At 55.8% G+C, this 21,030-nt stretch carries 18 protein-coding genes; 13 read left to right on the top strand and 5 right to left on the bottom strand.

All coding sequences use genetic code 11. From position 1 onward, the window contains the following. Window positions 1-27 precede the first annotated feature (27 nt). Together ACXIZX_RS19725 and ACXIZX_RS19720 are read right to left on the bottom strand one after the other, a co-directional pair. Window positions 28-828 (bottom strand): HNH endonuclease family protein, encoded by an 801-nt coding sequence (locus ACXIZX_RS19725; protein ID WP_179452877.1) that lies wholly within the window; start codon window positions 826-828, stop codon window positions 28-30. Further along, window positions 812-2,197 carry an AAA family ATPase gene (locus ACXIZX_RS19720; protein WP_179452922.1) on the bottom strand — a complete coding sequence of 462 codons (1,386 nt, stop codon included), beginning with the start codon at window positions 2,195-2,197 and terminating at the stop codon, window positions 812-814. Before ACXIZX_RS19720 ends, ACXIZX_RS19725 begins: the two co-directional genes overlap by 17 nt. A gap of 380 nt (window positions 2,198-2,577) precedes the next feature. Between ACXIZX_RS19720 and ACXIZX_RS19715 the strand changes: the two genes are divergently transcribed. From ACXIZX_RS19715 to ACXIZX_RS19670, 10 genes are all read left to right on the top strand, one after another. Continuing rightward, window positions 2,578-2,970, top strand: a complete 393-nt coding sequence (locus ACXIZX_RS19715) for a RidA family protein (RefSeq protein ID WP_479404783.1) — start codon at window positions 2,578-2,580, stop codon at window positions 2,968-2,970. After that, window positions 2,970-3,941, top strand: coding sequence for a D-2-hydroxyacid dehydrogenase (locus tag ACXIZX_RS19710; protein ID WP_479404782.1), 972 nt, complete (start codon window positions 2,970-2,972; stop codon window positions 3,939-3,941). The genes ACXIZX_RS19715 and ACXIZX_RS19710 overlap by 1 nt, the downstream gene beginning before the upstream one ends. 117 nt (window positions 3,942-4,058) lie before the next feature. Next, the gene (locus ACXIZX_RS19705) at window positions 4,059-4,955 is read left to right on the top strand and encodes a transporter substrate-binding domain-containing protein (RefSeq protein WP_479404781.1); all 897 of its coding nucleotides are present in this window, start codon (window positions 4,059-4,061) and stop codon (window positions 4,953-4,955) included. Between the two features lie 55 nt (window positions 4,956-5,010). Beyond that, window positions 5,011-6,540 carry an amino acid ABC transporter permease/ATP-binding protein gene (locus tag ACXIZX_RS19700; protein ID WP_479404780.1) on the top strand — a complete coding sequence of 510 codons (1,530 nt, stop codon included), beginning with the start codon at window positions 5,011-5,013 and terminating at the stop codon, window positions 6,538-6,540. Next, window positions 6,524-7,567, top strand: coding sequence for an alpha-hydroxy acid oxidase (locus ACXIZX_RS19695; protein ID WP_479404779.1), 1,044 nt, complete (start codon window positions 6,524-6,526; stop codon window positions 7,565-7,567). Before ACXIZX_RS19700 ends, ACXIZX_RS19695 begins: the two co-directional genes overlap by 17 nt. Before the next feature lie 71 nt (window positions 7,568-7,638). Beyond that, window positions 7,639-8,562, top strand: coding sequence for an ABC transporter substrate-binding protein (locus ACXIZX_RS19690; RefSeq protein WP_479404778.1), 924 nt, complete (start codon window positions 7,639-7,641; stop codon window positions 8,560-8,562). Beyond that, entirely contained in the window at window positions 8,562-9,938 is a 1,377-nt protein-coding gene (locus ACXIZX_RS19685; protein ID WP_479404777.1) for a dihydroorotase, read from the top strand. Before ACXIZX_RS19690 ends, ACXIZX_RS19685 begins: the two co-directional genes overlap by 1 nt. A 14-nt stretch (window positions 9,939-9,952) precedes the next feature. Continuing rightward, entirely contained in the window at window positions 9,953-10,714 is a 762-nt protein-coding gene (locus tag ACXIZX_RS19680; RefSeq protein ID WP_479404776.1) for a GntR family transcriptional regulator, read from the top strand. A 32-nt stretch (window positions 10,715-10,746) separates the two neighbouring features. Then, a complete protein-coding gene (locus ACXIZX_RS19675; protein ID WP_154194638.1) occupies window positions 10,747-11,862 on the top strand; it encodes a mandelate racemase/muconate lactonizing enzyme family protein in 1,116 nt (371 codons plus the stop codon). A 162-nt stretch (window positions 11,863-12,024) separates the two neighbouring features. Next, window positions 12,025-13,020 carry an acyltransferase gene (locus tag ACXIZX_RS19670; protein WP_061719302.1) on the top strand — a complete coding sequence of 332 codons (996 nt, stop codon included), beginning with the start codon at window positions 12,025-12,027 and terminating at the stop codon, window positions 13,018-13,020. Here the strand turns inward: ACXIZX_RS19670 and ACXIZX_RS19665 are convergent. The 3 genes from ACXIZX_RS19665 to xylA all read right to left on the bottom strand — a co-directional run bounded on the left by ACXIZX_RS19665 (window position 13,005) and on the right by xylA (window position 16,894). Then, window positions 13,005-13,937 (bottom strand): GlxA family transcriptional regulator, encoded by a 933-nt coding sequence (locus ACXIZX_RS19665; protein WP_154156925.1) that lies wholly within the window; start codon window positions 13,935-13,937, stop codon window positions 13,005-13,007. The genes ACXIZX_RS19670 and ACXIZX_RS19665 overlap by 16 nt on opposite strands. Window positions 13,938-14,111: 174 nt before the next feature. Continuing rightward, the gene (gene xylB / locus ACXIZX_RS19660; protein ID WP_479404775.1) at window positions 14,112-15,554 is read right to left on the bottom strand and encodes a xylulokinase; all 1,443 of its coding nucleotides are present in this window, start codon (window positions 15,552-15,554) and stop codon (window positions 14,112-14,114) included. Between the two features lie 17 nt (window positions 15,555-15,571). After that, window positions 15,572-16,894, bottom strand: a complete 1,323-nt coding sequence (gene xylA, locus ACXIZX_RS19655) for a xylose isomerase (RefSeq protein ID WP_061719300.1) — start codon at window positions 16,892-16,894, stop codon at window positions 15,572-15,574. Between the two features lie 345 nt (window positions 16,895-17,239). On the opposite strand from xylA, the gene xylF reads away from it, so the two are divergent. Genes xylF through xylH form a run of 3 tightly spaced genes read left to right on the top strand, consistent with a single transcriptional unit; the run spans window position 17,240 to window position 20,955 of the window. Further along, on the top strand, window positions 17,240-18,232 hold the full coding sequence (xylF, locus tag ACXIZX_RS19650) for a D-xylose ABC transporter substrate-binding protein (protein ID WP_008105256.1): 993 nt from the start codon (window positions 17,240-17,242) through the stop codon (window positions 18,230-18,232). A 22-nt stretch (window positions 18,233-18,254) separates the two neighbouring features. Continuing rightward, on the top strand, window positions 18,255-19,781 hold the full coding sequence (locus ACXIZX_RS19645; RefSeq protein WP_258144262.1) for a xylose ABC transporter ATP-binding protein: 1,527 nt from the start codon (window positions 18,255-18,257) through the stop codon (window positions 19,779-19,781). Next, window positions 19,774-20,955: a xylose ABC transporter permease XylH gene (gene xylH / locus ACXIZX_RS19640; RefSeq protein WP_008105258.1), complete on the top strand. Its 1,182-nt coding sequence runs from the start codon at window positions 19,774-19,776 to the stop codon at window positions 20,953-20,955. Before ACXIZX_RS19645 ends, xylH begins: the two co-directional genes overlap by 8 nt. Window positions 20,956-21,030: the final 75 nt, after the last annotated feature.

Below are 21,030 nucleotides of genomic sequence, written 5' to 3'. Positions count from 1 at the left end.
ATATGCACTAATTAAATATTGTCATTATCAGCCAACGTATTGCATCGAAGCTAAATAACGCTCAGCTTGCTCCCCTAATAAAATCCTGCGTGTCGTAAAAAATGCTGGCCAACGGTTTGAAAACCATTGACTGACCAATGAATCCAATGCAGCAGGATTGTTTAAATTTCTGGCAACTTTCACTGCACGCTCACGTGCATAAATATACTGAACTCGCTGCGCTGTTAGCCTAGCGCAATTCAAATTGAACACTTTAATAGTATGTTCAACCAATTCTTCCACAGTGGCATGCATATTATATTTAATTTCAACACCTGCACAATTTTCCAGGTTAGGCATCAATTCACCGTTGGCACGATTCAGAGAAAATAAACAAGGTGAGGCGACCATATCTAAAGGATTCAATACTCGTCCTTCAGGTGGAACATATACGCTCGATTTTAATTTAAGATGGTTTTTATGTGCATCGCAACTCAAATTATCGGGTAAAGGATAATTTCTCTTTTCCTCTTCATCAATACGGCTTCCACCAGGGCACACAGCAAAAACATTGTTCCAATCAAGTGCCCAATTATGCCCATTAGCAGCGATCCTATGTGATTTATCATGATAATGTTCAACTTGTTTATGATGTTCAGGTAGATTTTTTATCTCTGTTTCACAATAAGCACAAAGTCCACCTTGCTCATCAACCATCAACGCACGAACAGCCTTGTAATCATTACCACCATTTGACGAACGAAATCCGTTGTCCCAATCTGCAGTTGGGTTCTGTTGTGCATAAGCTGTTAAGGGATTAGGCGCGAGTGATTTATAAATCCTTTTCAAGCGAAATCTCCCATTTTCTATTTTCTATATAAAGGTCAGCTGCTGTCAAAGCTGGCTCTTCACCGCCAAAATGTTTGTCTAATTGCATTCGAATTTCATTAACATCTGCATCATCCCACTTATCATGATAGATTTTTTTAAGATATTTCATAAGAAGCTGAGAAACTGGATCGGATGCAGGCCTAGGATCAACACTGAAGATACTTTTCAGCAATCGGGATGATTCTGCACCTTGATTTCCATCTGGTGAAGTAAACACTTTTCCGCCATCTAATATTCTCACGCATTCGCTTGGTACTGTAGTTAAAACCTGAGGGCTATGCGTTGTAACAATAAATTGAACTTCAGGGAAAGCCCGTTGTAGTGCTTGGATAACACGTTGCTGCCAACTTGGATGTAAGAACATATCTACTTCATCAATTAATACCACACCCGGTGTTTTAAGTGCCGCCTGCTCCCCTAAGCTAGGATTTAATTTAATACACCTAAAGGCGATGTCGGCAATCATCGAAACGACATTACGTAGACCATCACTCAATAATTCAAGTGGCATATATCCATTTTCATGATGATACATCACTAATTGCTGCCCTTGGCTTGCACGGTATTGCAAATCCTTCCAACCAGTAGCTTCAAATGTCAATTCATTTATCGAATCTTGGACAACTTTAATTGCATAACTAAAGTTATTAAGACTACTTTCATCAACTTCATTACTCTCTAACTTTGATATTTGTAGTTCACGATAACTTCTAAAAACCCAGCCAAACCACTCTTCAAATTGCTTATAATTTGATGTTGCTGTTAAGCAGTTTCTATAACCCCAAAACCTTGAGAAAACATCATTATTTAACGTTTCGATTGAAACCTCTGATGTATATCGACCTTGATACCATAAACGTCCCGTCCCAAGATACAACACTATTGGTAATATATGATTATCATTACCTTTATTATTCCTTACATCTTTTTGAATTTTATCACTAAGGCTGATGAGACTCTTCGTCCCTTTATCACTTTGTGCTTTAGTATTTTTTCTAACGGAAACTCTTGCCGTTTTCCATGTGCGCACATTTTTTTCCATGAACCAATAACCAGATGATTCAATTTCTGCTGGAGTCATAGGCTCCATGTTTTCTTTTTCTTTGTTTAGGCGTACATCGTCAATTTGAATCGTTGCTGACTTTCCCCCCTGACTACCGAGATCAAAGCCTTTCACATATGGCCACAATGCAATTCTCACTGAATCAAGCACTGTAGTTTTTCCTGCGCCATTAGCAGCAACTAATACGGTTAGCTTTGAATGGAATGAAACTTCAAGTTCTTCAAAGCACCTAAAATTTGATAATTTCACATTTTCAATAATCATCACTGCCATTCCTCTTATCCAACTTCGAGCTTTTGTAGCTGCCATCAAACAAACTGCCTAATCGCGAAATCTTAGCATGTGGCGTGTTAACAAACATTCCGTATGTGATTAACGATTTGATGTAAATCGACCTCTGTCTTTGTTGTTGAACACAATGAAACCTTAAGAATAAGAAAATCGTATACGATTCTATTCAGGCGAATCCTAGCGTCATAAAAATTAAAATTATTTGATAAAAATCAACATATTAAATAATATATCACCAAATCCTATTACGTGATGTACATCACCTTTTTGACCCGATGGTTAAAAATTGCGCATTGACACTCGTATAATCGTATACGAAATTGCGGTGAAACAGTTTTGCTTGAGATTTCACCATGAAGATTGCATTGAGTTATCCCGGCATGAACGCCAGCGACCGCCCAATGGGCCCTGCGCCGCTCTCCGCCGCCGTGCTGCACGAACCGATGTTGTTTATTTCCGGCCAAGTGGCGATTGATCCCTACAGCGGCGAGATTATTGGCAACGACATCGCCAGCCAGACGCGTCAGGTGCTGAAAAACGTCGGCGATCTGCTGAGCGAAGCGAACATGACCTTCGACAACGTGGTTCGCGTCACCATTTACCTGACCGATCTCAGCACCTTCAACGCCATGAACGCCGCTTACAGTGAATTCTTCCAGTTCCCTTTCCCGGCGCGCGCCACCGTGGGCATTCAACTCAACCATCCTGACCTGCTGGTCGAGATGGAAGTGACGGCGATGCGCTGATGCATATTCATATCGAGAACGACGCTAGCGCGCCGCGCGCACTCCATCTCTCTGCTGAGCAGCTGCAACTGCAGCTCGACGCGCATCCGCCACTGTGCAGCCACTTCACGCTGAGCGAAAACAGCGATGCGGCGCAGACCGCCGACTTCCTCGCCCGCTGCGACATTCTGTGGAGCGGCCGCAAGCTGGCGCTCGACCAGTTCAGCACGCCGCGCCTGGGTTGGGTGCAGGTGATGTCGGCGGGCGTTGAGCATTGGCTGGCGCACTGGCCGCAGGGCGTGACGCTCACCAATGCCTCTGGCGTGCACGGCGATAAAGGTGCCGAGTTCATTTTGATGGCGGCGCTAATGTTCAACTTCGGCATTCCCGGTTTTCTGCAGGATCAGGCGCAGCGTGTCTGGCGTCCAACCTTTGGCGGCTGCGCACGCGGCAAAACCGTGCTGCTGCTGGGCGTTGGCGGCATTGGCGCCGCAGCGGCAAAACTGCTGACGGCACAAGGCTATCGCGTGATTGGCGTGACGCGCAGCGGCCAGTGTGATGCCAACGTGGCGCGCTGCATCCGCATTGACGCGCTAGACGATGTGTTGCCGCAGGTGGATGTGGTGGTGTCGACGCTGCCGCTGACGCCACAAACCCACAACCTGTTTGATCGCCGCCGCCTCGATCTGCTGCCTGCACGCGCGGGCATCGTGATTGTTGGCCGCGCCGATGTGTTTGATTACAGCGCGATGCGCGAAAAACTCAACGCAGGCGAACTGGCTGGCGCGGTGCTGGATGTCTATCCGCAAGAGCCGTTACCGGCAGACGACCCGCTGTGGCACACGCCCGGCGTGGTAATGACGCCGCACTGCAGCCTCGACGATCACAGCGCCTACCTCGCCGGATGCCTTGAGGTGTTTATCGATAACCTGGCGCGTTTCCGCCACGGGCAACCGCTGCGTAATCAGGTTGATCCGGCTCGCGGTTATTAACCTCCGAAATTTCTGTAGGGTCGCCATTCATGGCGACCATCTAAAAAAAGCACCAAAGACGTTCATAAATCACAAGGTCATCGCTTTCTCATTCACCAGCATCAGGGGAACCTTATTATGAAATTTGCACGCACTGCTTTGTTAATCTCTGGTCTCAGCGGCAGCTTACTGGCGGGCCTCTCCAGCGCCCACGCAGCCAGCACCGATCCCATCACGCCTACCGCCAGCGACTTCGCGGCGATGGCGCAGTGCAAAACACTGCAAAGCAAATATCCGTCGCTGAAAGGCAAAGATCTGGTGGTTGGCCTTGGCGGCTACACCAAAGGCTTTGAAGCGCCATCGGAAAAAGATCCCAGCATCATTGAAGGTCTCGATCCTTCGCTGTTCGAGCGCATCAGCAGCTGCCTCGGCGCGAAACACAGCTACCAAAGCGGCTCATTCAACGTGCTGCTCACCTCGATCTCCAGCGGACGCGCCGATATCGGCCCGATGCTGTACGTCACCGAAGAACGCATGAAGCAGATCGCCTTCGTCGCCTCAATGCAGGTGCAGGATGGCTCAGTACTGGCGCAAGGCAACCCGAAGAAAATCAACAGCGTCGATGATCTGTGCGGTAAAACCGTCGCCGCCGCAGCGGGTTCCTACGAAGCCAACAAACTGGTGCCGGAGCAAAGCGCCAAATGCAGCGCCGCCGGTAAGCCAGAAGTCAGCATGCTGATGGTGCAGAACACCGACAACAGCATTCAGGCGGTGAAAAGCGGTCGCGCGGACGTTTATCTGACCGAAGCCGGTTCAGCCATTGCCATCGCCAAAGCGGACAAATCGCTGCAAAGCGGCTTCACCGTGGATCTGCCGATCATGGTTGGCTTCCCGATCGCCAAAGACAACGCCACGCTGCGCGCGGCGGTGCTGGACGCGATGAAGGTGATTCAGGAGAGCGGCGCGCAGAAAAAACTGCTGGATTACTGGGGCCAGGGCAGCGCTGCCGAACGTCCGGTGGTTGCGCGTGGTTAATGCATAAACTCAGCCGCCTCGGTGACTTAACCGAGGCGTTGAGGAGGATAACGCCTTGGATGATTTTCTTAAGTACCTGACTTTCCCCTACTTGTGGGAAGGCGCTGTTATCGCCGTGCAGCTGTTGGTTGGCGCGCTGGCGGGCGGCATTCTGATTGGTTTTTTCCTGGCGTTAGCCAGCAGCTCAAAGCACTGGCTTATTCGCGTGCCGGTGAAAATCTACATCTATACGCTGCGCGGCACGCCAGTGCTGCTGCAGCTGATTTTGCTGTACAACGTGCTGCCGGAATTTGGCCTGCGATTGAGTCCGTTCACCAGCGCCCTTCTCGCCCTGATGATCAATGAAACCGCCTTCTGCGCCGAAATTATTCGCGGCGGCATTATGGCGACCGATCGCGACCAAAGCATGGCAGCGCAGGCGTTCGGTTACTCGCGCAGCAAAGAGATGATTCACGTGGTGATTCCGCAGGCGCTGCGCGCCATTCTGCCGACCATGGGCAATGAAACCGTTGGATTGCTGAAATCCACCTCGCTGGCTTCGGTGGTGGGCGTCAATGAGTTGACGATGCGCGGCCAGGCGATCGTGTCGCAAAACTTCCTGTTTATTCCGGTGCTGGTCGCCTCGGGCGGCATCTACCTGATTCTTTCCACGCTGCTGGCGGGCGGTCAGTGGTGGCTGGAGAAGTTCTACAACCTTGATGAACGTGCACGTCGGGCACGCGCGCGCCTGGCGAAACTGCCGCCGGAAGCGGAAGTGATGCCGATGCAGCTACCAAAACGACGCTGGGATACGCAAACCGCCGCGCCGGTACTGGAAGTGGATCAGCTGTGCGTCGAGTACGCCGGTAAAGCGGTGCTGAAATCGCTGTCGTTAACCGTACGTCGCGGCGAAGTGGTGGTATTGCTCGGTCGCTCCGGTTCGGGCAAAAGTACGCTGCTGAAATCGATTCTGGCGCTGACGCCGCGCAGCAGCGGCACCATTCAAACCGAAGGCCACTTTATGGGCAGCGACGAAAACGGTCGCGCACTGGCGCAGCGTCATCTGCCGCTGAACCGCGCCAAATCAGGCATTGGCATCGTGTTCCAGCACTTCGCGCTGTTTGATCACCTCACCGCGCTGGAAAACGTAATGAGTATTCTGCTGCGCGTGCAGGGCGCACAGCCGGAAATCGCGCGCGGCAAAGCGATGCGCGCGTTGAAAATGGTAGGACTCGGAGATTTCGCCGCCTCGCTGCCGCATGAACTTTCTGGCGGACAGAAGCAGCGCGTCGGCATTGCGCGCGCGCTGGCGGCAGAACCGCAAATCCTGCTGTTTGATGAGCCGACTTCCGCGCTCGATCCCGAACTGGTGCGCGAAGTGAACCAAACCATGCGCAGTTTGGCGCAAACCGGCATCACCATGATCATCAGCACCCACGACATCGCATTTGCGGCGGGCGTTGCCGATCGCGTGGTGTTCCTGCAGAACGGCGCGCTGATTGAAGAAGGCCCGCCGACGATTCTGCAAAATCCGCAAACGCCAGCGTTTGCCACCTTCCTTGAACATGAAAATGCTGTGGAGGCGCAACATGCCAATGCGCTTTGAACTCACGGCACGCGAACGCCTCGGCGATGCGTTGTTCCGCTATATGCAGGGCCAACCGGCCGATGCGCTGGGTAACGAACCCGATGCCAATCAGCAGGCGCTGCGCCGCTTTCGTCTGTTACCGCGCGTGCTGCAGGGCAATGAAAGCATCGACACGCAGATTTCACTGCATCAGCAGAACTGGTCCGCGCCGATTGGCGTCGGCGCATTTGCCGGTGACCGTATTTTCCATGAAGAAGGTGTGCTGCCGATTGCGCGCGCCTGCAAACGTCTGCAGCTGCCGCTGGTGATCTCCGAAGAGACCGTCACGCCGCTGGAGCAAATTGGTGCCGAGTACGATCGCTGCTGGCTGCAACTGAGTGCGGCGGGCGATGTTGGCCGCATCAAAGGGTTAATCGATCAGGCCGCGCAGGCCGGATTCAAAAATATCGTGCTAACGGTGCTGGCGCCGGTGCATCCGGTGGCCGGATTACAGCCCGGCGGCTTCTCGATAGGTGATGCGTTGAAACAGCGCGGCTGGCACACCATCGGCGGCACGCAGCCGGGCGTTGCGCCGCTGCCGGCTTTTCCGGTGTGGCGCTGGCAGGACATTGACGAGGTAGCGGCGCACTGCGCCAATCATCACATCCCGCTGTGGCTAAAAGGCGTTCTGCATCATGACGATGCCGCGCAGGCCGCGCAGCACGGCGTCAGCGGTTTGATTGCCTCGAACATTGGCCTGCGCCAGAGCGCGCGCTGGGCCACGCCGGTCGATCAGCTGCCCGATTTGCAGGCGGTGACGCGTCTGCCGCTGCTGCTGGATGGCGGCGTGCGCTGCGGCAGCGATGCGGTGGTGGCGCGCTGCCTCGGCGCGTCGCTGTCACTCAGCGTACGACCGATCATCAGTGCCTTAGTCGCCGGTGGCGAAAGCGCGGTGTTCGATCTGCTGTCCGGCTGGATTAATGAAATCACAGCGATCAGCCATTGGTGCGGTGTCAGTGATATGACAAGCCTTAACGGCAGTTTCATCACCGTAATGCCGCAGTAGTTGATTCGTAGGGTCGCCATTCATGGCGACCGAATAATGCATTAAAACTCTATTTAAAGAGGTACGTGGCAATGCAGACATTGATTTTCAATCAAGGCGATGCCAGCGAATCCCGCATCTATTACTGCGCGCACTATCTGGCGCAAAGCCTTGGCCTGTTTGCCGCGCAGCAGCTGCAGGTGATCTTCACCACCAGCGAATCGGGCGGACATACGGTGCAAGGCGGGCAAGTGCCAGCGGTATTAAGCCGCGACGCCGACCTCACGCTCGGCGGCCCGATGGTGGTGATGAAGCATTTTCAGCAGCATGGCGCGGAGCTGCAGTGTTTCTGCGCCTCGGTGGCGGCCAATCCGTGGTTTCTTGCGGCGGCGCAGGCGCAGCCGGATTTTCAGCTCAGCGATCTGCGCGGTAAACGCGTGCTGGATGTCGGCAATGTCGGTACCGCGACGCTGACGTTCCGCTGGCTACTGGCGCGTCACGGTTTGCAGCATGATGTCGAGCTGATCGCCGGCAGCGGCGACCAGGCGCAGGATTTTGCCGCAGTCGCCCTTGGCACAGCGGATTATGCGCTGCACGCCATGCATATGCTGGCACCCGCCATCGCCGCCGGACAACTCAACAGCATTAGCAGCCTCGCCAGTTTGTGCGGTCACGTGCCGTGGAGCGCCTACATCGCCCGCGCCGATGTGCTGCAGGAGAAAGCCGCTGCCTTCGCCGCCTTCTCCCGCGCCATTGCGCAGGCGCTGACGTGGATGGCGAACCATAACGCCAGCGAACTGGCGCAAAAGGTAAAGGCTTTTTACCCCGATTATCCGCGCGATGCGCTGGTGCACGGCCTCGCCGCCTATCAACAGGCCGGCGTGTTTGCGCCAGATTGCGTGATTCCACACGCTGAATTTGCGCATTTCAGCCAGCTGTTAACTGCTATCGGCTGGCTCGACTCTTCACAGCCGGTGCCGTATGCGGCGCTGGTGACGCAGGCAGGAGCAGAGTGATGAAACAGCTGATTATTAATGGTTTGGTGGTGACAGAAACCCGCGCGGAACTGGCCGATCTGCTGATCGAAAACGGCAAGATCAGCGGCGTGTTATCGCCTGGCGCCATCACGCACGGCGTAGATGAAGTGATTGATGCGCAAGGGTTGATCATCGTGCCTGGCGCGATTGATGTGCATACCCATTTCACCGGTTCGCACGATTTCCCCGAGCAGGAACTGCGCGAAGGCACGCGCGGTGCGGCGGCGCACGGCGTCACCACCATCATCGAAATGCCGCATTCGCTGCCACCGGCGACATCGCTGGCTAACTTCAGCGCCAAAAAAAGCTGGCTGGCGGACAACTGTTCGGTGGATTACGCCATGTGGGCTGGACTGGATGGTCGCAACGTGCATGAACTGGCGGCGCTGGATCAGGCCGGTGCGCTGGCCTTCAAAGCCTTCCTGTGCAGCGGTGCACCCAACGGTGAAGCCACCGACGATAAAGGTTTGCCGCGTCTCGACGATGACGGCCTGCTGCGCGCCATGCGCGAACTGGCCACGTTCGACGGGCTGATTGGTGTGCACGCGGAAAACCACGAGATTCTGATCGGGGCTGGCAGCGAACAGCGTCGTGCCGGACGCAAAGATGCACGCGCGCACGCGCTGGCGGGCCCGGAAATCGCCGAGATCGAAGCGGTGGGACGCGTGTTAGCGATTGCCGAAGAGACCGGCGCGCGCTGCCATATCGTGCACGTCAGCTCGGCGCGCGCGGCGGAAACCATCGTCGCCGCCAAAACCCGCGTACGTGCCAGCTTCGAAACCTGTCCGCACTATTTACTGCTCGACGAAGACGATCTGGTGCGCATCGGCCCCAACGCGCGCTGCGGCCCGCCAATCCGCCCGCGTCCGGTGGTGGATGCGCTGTGGCAGGTGCTACTGCGCGGCGATATCGACATGATCGCCTCTGACCATTGTCCGTACACGCCCGCACAAAAGCAGGCGGGTGAAGCCAGCATCTGGGATGCAGGCATGGGATTAACCGGCGTGGAAACCCTCAGCCCGATGTTCTTCAGTGCGGCCCACATAGAACGTGGCGTGGCGCTCAGCGAGTTTGCGCGCATGACCGCCAGCGGCCCGGCCAAAGCCTTCCAGCTGTGGGGCAAAAAAGGGGCGATTGCGCCTGGTTTCGACGCCGATTTGGTGTTCTACGACGCTAGCCAGAGTTGGACAGTGAGCGGCACGAATTTTCAGGGACTCGGCAAGTGGAGCGCATTTGAAGGGATGCGCTGTCAGGGTAAAGTGGTGCGCACATTGATTCGTGGCGTCACGGTATTCCAGGATGACCAGATGCAGGTTGAACCCGGCTTCGGTCAGTTCGTGACCCGACAGATTTAAACAGGACAAATAACATGGCAGGAAAATCCTCTACCGCTAGTCGTAAAAACAGCGCTCCGCTGGCGCAGGAAGCGGCCACCGATAACAGCTGGAATACTGCGCGTCCGCGCACGCTGGTCGATCACGCCGTGGATGCCATTCTTAGCGCCGCCTCGCGCGGCCTGATCCTGCCCGGCGACCGCATCGCAGAACCGGAGTTGGTGGCCAAACTCGGCATGAGCCGCGTGCCGATTCGTGAGGCGCTGCGCATTCTGGAGAGCCAGGGCATCGTCACCAGCGAGCCGTACAAAGGCATTCGCCTGATGGAGATTTCGCATCAGCGGCTGGAGCAGATTATCGATGTGCGCATCCCGCTGGAGACGCTGGCCTGTCGCCGCGCGATTGAGGCCGGACGCAACAGCGCCGAGCAGCTTAATCAGCTCTATCAAGGCGTGGCGCAGATGCAGGAGATGATGCAAAACGACGACGTTTACGGTTTTGCCTCCGCCGATACCGATTTTCACCGCACGCTGTGCAGCTTCGCGCACAACCCGGTGCTGAGTAATTTGTGGGAGTCGATTGCCCGTCAGCTGACGGTGATTTTCGGCCTCTCCACTATGGGCAAATCGATGAGCGACATCATCGAGGAGCACCAACGGCTGATTAATGTCTTTGCCGATGGCGACATCGCCAAAATGACCGACGAGGTTGAGAATCACATCCGCATTCAGGCGCTGGACGTGGATTACGAAACCCTGATTACCCAACGCCGCCAGCACCGTTCCGCTCTCGGCTAATTTCGCATTGCCTTTACACCAGGGAAAACACCATGAAAATCATTAACGTTGAGGCGTTTTACCTGCGCCTGCCAGTGATTGAGCAGCGCACCGACAGCTCTCAGGATGCGCTGCTGATCAAAATTACCACCGATGCCGGCATCACCGGCTGGGGCGAAGTGGATGGCAGCCCGTATGTTACCAAAGCCATCATCGAAGCGCCCTATTCGCATACCATGGTCACCGGCCTGAAATCGCTGTTGATCGGCGAAAACCCGCTGGAAACCGGCCGTTTATGGAAGAAGATGCACAAAGCCACCATCTACTACGGTCGCAGCGGCGCGGTTTTGCAGGCGATGGCCGGCATCGATATCGCGTTATGGGATATCAAAGGCAAAGCGCTCGGCAAGCCGATTGTTGAACTGCTGGGCGGCGCGATGCGCGACAAGATGCGCGTTTACTCCTCCAACATGTTCCAGTTCAGCGTCGAAGAGACGGTCGCGCGCGCGCAACATGCGATTGATACCGGCCATAGCGGTGTGAAGTTTGGCTGGGAACCGTTTGGCAACGACGAAGCGCTGGATCTGCGCTATCTCGAAGCACTGCGTAAAGCGATGGGGGATAACGTAGATCTGATGCTGGATGTCGGCCACGTGTGGGATGCCAAAACCACCATCCGCCGCAGCCAGCGCTATGAACATCTCAATCTGTTCTGGATTGAAGAGCCGCTGCATCCGGATAACTACGCCGGTTACGGCCAGGTTTCCGCCGCGTGCCAGCAGCATATCGCTGCCGGTGAGCAAGAGTGCTCCGTAACGGGTTTCCAGCGCCTGATTGATGAAGGCGGCATCGACATCGTGCAGATCGACCTGACGCGCACCGGCTTCACCCAGGCAATGGAGATCGCCAGCTACGCGCACAGCCGCGGACGCAAAGTGTGCAACCACAACTTCACCACCGACATTAATACCGCTGCTTCGCTGCATTTCCTCTGCGCGATTGAGAATGCGCTGGTGATGGAGTATTGCGTCGAGCCGGGCGAGATCAGCCGCTCGCTGGCGAAGAATCCGGTGCGCATCGCCGACGGTTACGCGTGGCTGCCAGGCGAGCCGGGCCTCGGAGTTGAGCCCGACGAAGCGGTGATTGAGAAGTTTTTGGTGCGCGGTTAGCAAGGTCGCCATAAATGGCGACCCTACGACGAATCGGAATTATTTTTGTAGGGTCGTCATTTATGGCGACCTGGTAACAGAGTGATCTGAATTACAGCGCAAAAGGTTGTTGCCGCGCGGCTCACTGGCTACCCTTCTTCGCAGCTAATGCAAGAGGACGCCATGCAGCAAAAAATTTACTGGATCGACAACTTACGTGCGGTCGCCTGCCTGATGGTGATCGTCATTCACACCACAACCTGGTACATCACCGGACCGATGGCGGTGACAGGCATGAGCTGGGATGTGGCAAACCTGCTCAACTCGGCGTCACGCGTCTGTGTGCCGCTGTTCTTTATGATCTCAGGCTATCTGTTTTTCGGCGAACGCAGCGCGCAAGGGCGGCATCTGCTGCGTATCGTGCTGTGCCTGCTGTTCTACAGCGCAGTAGCACTGGTCTATATCACCTGGCTAACGCCGATCAATGAAGGGCGATCGCTGCTCAAACTACTGCAAAAACCGGTGTTCTATCACCTGTGGTTCTTCTTCGCCATTATCGGCATCTATCTGTTATCCCCGCTGATTCAGGTGAAAAGCGTGGCGCCGCGCTATGTCGCCATGCTGGTGATCGTGCTGGCGGTGCTGGCGAATCCGAATACCGTGAGCCAATCGCTGGGGCCGTTCCACTGGCTGCCGGTGAATCTGTATGTCAGCGGCGACAGCATCTATTACCTGCTGTATGCGCTGCTCGGACGTGCGATTGGCTGCATGGAGACCGACAAGCGCAGCATCAGCTGGCTGGCGGGATTGGGCTTTGTTGCCTGCGTGATTGGCATTGCGCTCGGCACCAAACAGATGCTGAAAATCAACGGCGCGTTCAACGATACCTGGTATCTTTACTGCGGGCCGCTGGTATTTATTGCCGCCATCAGCCTGTTGATTCTGTTCAAAAATACGCTGAATCAGCGCGCGCTGCCGGGACTTGCCACTATCTCGCGCTATTCACTGCCGATCTACGGCTTTCACGCGCTGTTTATCCACTTTCTGCGCACCAATCACTACGACGATATGTCGCGTCCGTGGCTCGATTTACCGTGGGTAATGGGCGTGACGCTGATCGGCAGCTTGCTGCTGGCGATGGGCTTACAGCGCGTGGATAAGCGTCATCTGGTGAGCTGATCGTCCCAGCGCTGGTGCGCGCGGCGCAGCTGGCGGGCCGAGGAGAATCCGGCGGCCAGCGCCGCTTTCTCCGCAGCTTCGCCCTGCTGCTGACGTTGCCGCGCAATCACTAAGCGCAGCTGTTCGTGGTATTCGCGCACGCTGATGCCAAGATGCTGGCGAAACAGGCGCGTAAGATGACGTTCGCTGACGTGCGCCCGCTCGGCCAATGCGGTAAGCGACCAATCGTGTTCGGGATGGGCAATCATCACATCCTGCGCGCGATGAATCGCCGGATGCATATGATTGCGATAGCGCAGCCACGGCGACAGCTGCGGATCGTCGCCAGAACGGCGGAACCACACCACCATTTCGCGCGCCACTTTCAGTGCCTGCGGCGCACCGCATAATCTATTGATTAAGTGCAGCGCCAGATCGATACCCGCAGTAATTCCCGCGCTGGTCCAGATGCCACCATCTTCGACGAAAACCCGGTTATCTTTCACTAACGCCGCCGGTGCTGCCGCCTTCAGGCGCGGCAACACATCGTGATGCGTGGTGCACTGAATGCCATCCAGCAATCCCGCCTGCGCCGAGAGCAATGCGCCGGAACAGATGCAAACCAGCGTGATGCGCTGATCGGTAATCGCCGCTTGCTGCTGACGTAGCCAGTCACGCGCTATGGCTGCCGGTTCGGTATCGAAACAGACGCGCGAATTGTATACGCCAGGCACCACCAGCAGACTGTTTTCCGGTAGTTGCGCGGGCAACGGCGCGATGTCTGCGATGGTCATGCCGGTGGAGCACAGCACGCTCGGCTGCGGGCCGATGTAATGCAACGTAAAGTGGCCGTCGGCCAGCTGCAGGGTTTCAGCAGGGCCAGTGAGATCCAGCGCCATCACGCCGGGAAGCACGAGGAAGAAGACGGATTGCGGCATGGTGGGCTCCATCAGTTGGGTGCGGTATTCGGCCAGGTCGGCATAAATGCCAACCCTACATGTAGGGTCGCCATTCATGGCGACCAAATCAAGCCACTCGATTCAACAGAATCACCCAATAATACCTGATAAAAACCCCAACACCCTGCCAAATCCAGCCATCACTCTCCCACATCAAGACATCAACGGCTGCAGCTGCTGATACAAGCGCGCAAACACTTCGCGCTGCGGCTGATACGCCTGATGGCGCGCCGCATCCGGCTGATGCCGCTGCGCCAGTTCAAGCGACGGCCATTCGCTCGCCGGATCAATCGCCAGCTGCGCCAGTCGCGCTGCACCCAGCGCCGGACCTACTTCGCCGCCATGACAATAATCCAGCGTTTGCCCGCTGATATCCGCCAGCATCTGACGCCAGTACGCACTGCGCGCGCCGCCGCCAATCAGCATCACGGTTTTCGGCTGCACCCCGCACTCATGCACCGCATCCATGCCTTCGGCCAGCGCGAAGCCCACGCCTTCCAGCACCGCGCGCGCCAGTTCTGGTCGGCCATGCTGATGCGTCAAACCAAAGAACGCGCCCTGCGCTTGCGGATTGTTATGCGGCGTGCGTTCGCCAGAGAGATAAGGCAGGAACCACACTGGCGGCACATCGCTGCGCGCTTTTTCCGCCTCATTCAGCAGTTGCGGCACATCATCACAACCGGTCAACGCCGCCGCCCAATCGAGACAGGAAGCCGCGCTCAAAATCACCGACATCAAATGCCAGCGCTGCGGCAGCGCGTGGCAGAAGCTGTGCACTGCGCGCTGTGGATTACTGAGATAGCCGTCGCTCACCAGGAAATAGACTCCCGACGTACCAAGCGACAGCATGCCTTGTCCCGGCTCGACCATGCCCACACCCACCGCGCCCGCCGCATTATCGCCGCCGCCCGCCACCAGCGGCACTTTTTGCATGCCCCAGCGCGCGGCGACATCTGGCAATAAAGTGCCGGTGATCTGATTACCTTCAAACAGTTGCGGCATCTGGCTGCGCTGCAACTCGCAGGCGCTAAGCATCTCATCGCTCCAGTCGCGCTGCGCCACATCCAGCCACATCGTTCCCGCGGCGTCCGACATATCGCTGGCGAAGTCACCGCTCATGCGGAAGCGCAGATAATCTTTTGGTAGCAGCACTTTAGCTACCTGAGCAAACACCTGCGGCTCATGCTGTTTCACCCACAGCAGCTTTGGTGCGGTGAAGCCGGGCATCATCAGATTGCCGGTGATGCGGCGCGAATCCGGCACGCGCTTTTCCAGCTCCTGACACTGCTCGCCACTGCGCCCGTCATTCCACAAAATCGCCGGACGCAGCACCCGATTCTCGCTATCCAGCAAGGTGGCACCGTGCATCTGCCCGCTCAGGCCAATCGCCTTCACGCCGCTGAGATCGTGCTGCTGCGCCAGCGCCTGCATGGCACGATCGGTCGCCTGCCACCAGCTTTCGGCATCTTGCTCACTCCATAACGGCTGCGGCCGCGACACCTCCAGCGGCGCACTCTCCACTGCAATCACTTTGCCGTGCGCATCCAGCAACGCCACTTTCACGCCGGAGGTGCCTAAATCGATGCCGATAACCATGCTGCGCTCCTGAAAAGTTAAAAATCAAACAAGTAGTGATTCACCAGATTCTCCAGCTGTTCCTGGCGTCCACTACGATGCTGTGGATTGAATTGCTGTTGCTGCGCCTGTTCTGCCAGTGCGGCGAGGGAAAATTCACCCTTCAGAATCTGCTGTCCGAACTCACCGTTCCAGCCGCTGTAGCGTTGTGCCACACGCTTATCCAGCTCGCCGTCCGCCACCATGCGGGCCGCGACTTTTAACGCCAGCGCCATGGTATCCATTGCGCCGATATGGCCGTAGAACAGGTCATATTTGTCGGTGCTCTGGCGGCGGACTTTGGCATCAAAGTTTAAGCCGCCGGTGGTGAATCCGCCCGCTTTGATAATTTCGTACAGCACCAGCGCATTCTCTTCCACGCTGACCGGGAACTGGTCGGTATCCCAGCCGCACTGCATGTCGCCACGGTTAGCATCCACCGAGCCAAAAATGCCCAGCGCGATGGCCGTTGCGATTTCATGATGGAATGAGTGGCCCGCCAGCGTTGCGTGGTTAGCCTCCACATTCACTTTGATCTCTTTCTCCAGCCCGAACTGCTTCAGGAAGCCATAAACCGTTGCCACATCATAGTCATACTGATGTTTTGTCGGCTCCTGCGGCTTGGGTTCAATCAGCAACATGCCGTGGAAACCGATCTTGTGTTTGTGCTCCACCACCATCTGCATAAACCGGCCAATCTGCTCGCGCTCCTGGCGCAGGTCGGTGTTGAGTAAGGTTTCATACCCTTCGCGCCCGCCCCACAGCACATAGTTCTCACCGCCCAGAGTTTGCGTGGCCTGCATGGCGCTGCACACCTGGCTGGCGGCCCAGGCAAAAATTTCCGGATCTGGATTGGTTGCCGCACCCGCACCGTAACGCGGATGGGTAAAGCAGTTGGCGGTTCCCCACAGCAGTTTCACGCCGGTTTCCTGCTGTTTTTCCAGCAACTTATCCGTCATTACGGCAAAGTTTTCGCGATAGCTTTTCAGCGAATCGCCTTCCGGTGAGACATCCACATCGTGGAAGCAGTAATAAGGCACATTCAGTTTATGAAAGAACTCAAAGGCGACATCGGCCTTTTGTTTCGCCAGCTCAAGCGCATCTCCCGGCTTCTGCCACGGACGATCAAACGCCCCAACGCCAAACATATCCGCGCCGTTCCAGCAGAAGGTATGCCAGTAACAGGCCGCAAAGCGCAGATGCTCCGCCATGGTTTTACCGAGAATCACTTCGTCCGGGTTGTAATGACGAAACGCCAGAGGATTGCGGGTATTACTCCCTTCATAACGAACGCGATCAAGCTGGTCGAAATAGGCGTGCATAGTTAGCTCCTTAGCATGAGGACCCGAATGGTCAGCTTTGAGCGGTTATTGTGGTGATGTAATTTACTGCTGCTCAATTACGATATTTAACACTCAACGTAAGATAATTATTATTTGTGCGCCAGCTCGCAAAATAATGTCGTTATTTTCATTCAGGCTCGCCAGCTTCGTTTTTTCTGAAAGCGTTGAAATATCGATCACGCTCATAAAATCGAAAATAAACCAAAAAACGTAATAGCCGGATAAAAATCAGTAATTGATGTCATCTGAAACTCAGGGCAACAATTCATCGGCCTGGTTATAAGCCTTACAACGACAACAGCCTCAACCTACAGGATTAATACCATGAACATGAAACAATCACTGTTGGCCGCCTGCGCGGCTCTGGCCCTGTTTAGTCACGCGGGTAGCGCTAAAGAAGTCAAAATCGGTATGGCTATTGATGATTTACGTCTGGAACGCTGGCAAAAAGATCGCGATATCTTTGTTAAACAAGCCGAATCGCTGGGCGCCAAAGTGTTTGTGCAATCGGCCAACGGCAACGAAGAAACGCAGATGTCGCAAATTGAAAATATGATCAATCGCGGCGTCGATGTATTGGTCATCATTCCTTATAACGGCCAGGTTTTAAGTAACGTTGTGGCGGAAGCGAAACGTGAAGGCATTAAAGTGCTGGCGTATGACCGCATGATAAATAACGCCGATATTGATTTTTATATCTCATTCGATAATGAAAAAGTGGGCGAATTACAGGCCGAAAGTATTGTAAAGCAAGTGCCTAAAGGTAATTACTTCCTGATGGGCGGATCGCCGGTGGATAATAATGCGCGCCTGTTCCGTGCCGGTCAGATGAAAGTGTTAAAACCTTATATTGATAATGGCAGCATTAAAGTGGTCGGCGATCAGTGGGTTGATGCCTGGCTGCCGGAAAATGCGCTGAAAATAATGGAAAACGCCTTAACCGCGAACAGCAACCACATTGATGCCGTTGTAGCGTCGAATGATGCCACCGCAGGCGGTGCCATTCAGGCATTAAGCGCGCAGGGACTTTCCGGCAAAGTCGCGATCTCCGGTCAGGATGCCGATCTCGCCGCCATCAAACGCATTATGAACGGCACGCAAACCATGACGGTTTACAAACCCATCACCGAACTGGCGACCGAAGCGGCCAAAATCGCGGTGGAACTCGGTGACGACAAGCAACCCGCCAGCAACAGCAAGCTGAACAACGGCCTGAAAGATGTGCCATCGCGCCTGCTGAATCCTATTCCGGTCAACAAAGACAACATTGAAAGCACGGTAGTCAAAGACGGCTTCCACAAGCAGAGCGAACTCTGAGGCGCGAGCCCGCAAAGGAGATATGTCGATGTTGCTGGAAATGAACCATATCACCAAACGTTTCGGCGCGGTGAAAGCACTGGATGACGTGAGCCTGCAGCTGGAAGCCGGTGAAGTGATGTCGCTGTGCGGCGAAAACGGCTCGGGAAAATCGACGCTGATGAAAATCCTGTGCGGGCTGTATCCGCACGGTGACTTCGAAGGCACTATTCATTTTGCGGGCGACGAGATTCAGGCGCAGACCATTCGTGATACCGAACGCAAAGGGATTGTGATCATCCATCAAGAGCTGGCGCTGGTGCGGCAGCTGACGGTGATGGAGAACATTTTCCTCGGCGCAGAGCTGGGGCGTTTCGGCATGGTGGATGACGAAACCATGACGCTGCGCTGCCAGCAACTGCTGGAGCGGGTCAAACTGCATGTATCGCCGGATACACGCGTCGGAGAGCTGGGATTAGGCCAGCAACAGCTGGTGGAGATTGCACGCGCCCTGAATAAACAGGTGCGCCTGCTAATCCTCGACGAGCCGACCTCTTCGCTCACCGAACAGGAAACCGAGGTGCTGCTGAGTATCATCAAAAACCTGCGCGAACACGGCATCGCCTGCATCTACATCTCACACAAACTCAATGAAGTTAAAGCGATTTCGGACACCATCTGCGTGATCCGCGACGGCCAGCATATCGCGACCCGCGCAGCCGCCGGGCTGAGTGAGGATGACATCATCACTATGATGGTCGGGCGCGAGCTGACGGCGCTCTATCCGCATAGCCCACACGAGATTGGCGAAACCCTGTTGCAGGTGGAGAACCTCACGGCGTGGCATCCCATCAACCGCCATATTCGCCGGGTGGATAACGTCTCTTTCAGCCTGAAGCGCGGCGAAATTCTTGGCATTGCGGGGCTGGTCGGTGCCGGGCGAACCGAAACCGTGCAGTGTCTCTTTGGCGTTTGGCCGGGGCGCTGGCAGGGCGATATTCACATCAACGGTAAGAAAGTCCGTATCAATGACTGCCGCGCCGCCATCGCTCACGGCATCGCGATGGTGCCGGAAGATCGCAAAAAGGATGGCATCGTGCCGCTGATGGGCGTGGGCAAAAACATCACGCTGGCCGCGCTGGATCAATTTAGTCCCCGACTTTCGCTGCTGGATGAGGCGCAGGAGCAGCAGGCAATTAACCAGGCCATTGCGCGCCTGCGGGTGAAAACCTCGTCGGCAGAACTGCCGATTGGTCGCCTGAGCGGCGGGAATCAACAGAAAGCGATCCTCGCTAAATGCCTGCTGCTCAATCCAAAAATCTTAATTCTTGATGAGCCCACGCGCGGCATTGATGTGGGCGCGCGCCAGGAAATCTATCTGCTGATCAACTCGCTAGTGCAGCAAGGGATTGCCGTGATTGTTATTTCGTCTGAGCTGCCCGAAGTACTGGGCCTGAGCGATCGGGTTTTGGTGATGCATGAAGGCAAAATCAAAGCCGATCTGATTAACGATAACCTGACTCAGGAGCAGGTGATGGAAGCCGCCCTGCGGAGTGAACACTATGTTTAAGACCGAAAGTACGCAACGCGGCCTCACCACGCCGGGTAAAGGTGCGCCAGGTAAATTCTCGCTGCCGGATCTGCAGGTGCTGGTGATGCTGGGTGCGATTGTGCTGATCGCCCTGTTCTTCACCTGGACCACCGACGGTGCATGGCTCAGCGCCCGTAATGTTTCCAACCTGCTGCGCCAGACCGCCATCACCGGCATTCTTGCGGTCGGCATGGTGTTCGTCATTATCTCAGCGGAGATCGATCTCTCAGTCGGTTCAATGATGGGCTTGCTCGGCGGTGCTGCGGCCATCTTTGACGTCTGGCTCGGTTGGCCGCTACCGCTCACCATCGTCGTAACTTTGGTGATGGGCCTGCTGCTCGGGACCTGGAACGGCTGGTGGGTCGCCTATCGCAAAGTCCCGTCGTTTATTGTCACGTTGGCGGGAATGCTGGCGTTTCGCGGCATTCTGGTCGGCATCACCGACGGTACAACCGTAGCGCCCACCAGCCCAGCGATGTCGCAGATTGGGCAAAGCTATCTGCCTGGCGGGATCGGTTTTGGCTTCGGCTTTGCTGGCCTTGCGCTATTTATCCTCTGGCAATGGCGCTTGCGCCTGCGTCGCCAACAGCTTGGTCTGACGCAAACCTCCGTCAGTGGTGCGCTGGTGCGACAGGTCATCACCGCTGTTCTGGTGCTAGGCGCGATCTGGCTGCTCAACGATTATCGCGGCGTACCAACGCCGGTGCTGCTGCTGGCGCTGCTGCTGCTCGGCGGCATGTTTATGGCGACGCGCACGGCTTTTGGCCGCCGAATTTATGCCATCGGTGGCAATCTGGATGCCGCGCGCCTTTCCGGCATTAATGTGGCCCGCACCAAGCTGGCGGTCTTCGCCATCAATGGCGTGATGGTGGCGATAGCGGGCCTGATTCTCAGCTCACGCCTTGGCGCGGGTTCGCCTTCGGCGGGCAACATCGCCGAGCTGGATGCCATCGCAGCTTGTGTGATTGGCGGCACCAGCCTGGCGGGCGGCGTTGGTTCGGTGGCGGGCGCGGTGATCGGCGCATTTATCATGGCTTCACTGGATAACGGCATGAGCATGATGGATGTCCCGACTTTCTGGCAGTACATCGTCAAGGGCGCCATCCTGCTGCTGGCGGTATGGATGGATACCGCAACGCGCCGCCGGGTGTAATCGCGTGGGGGATCACAATGTGGCGCAAATTCTTTCTGCTGTCCGTCGTGCCATGCTATGCAAGGTGCTGTCGAT

It is taken from the genome of Candidatus Pantoea symbiotica, from assembly GCF_056491525.1.
The sequence above is the reverse complement of the archived record's forward strand: the minus strand, read 5'-3'. Positions and strand labels throughout refer to the sequence as shown.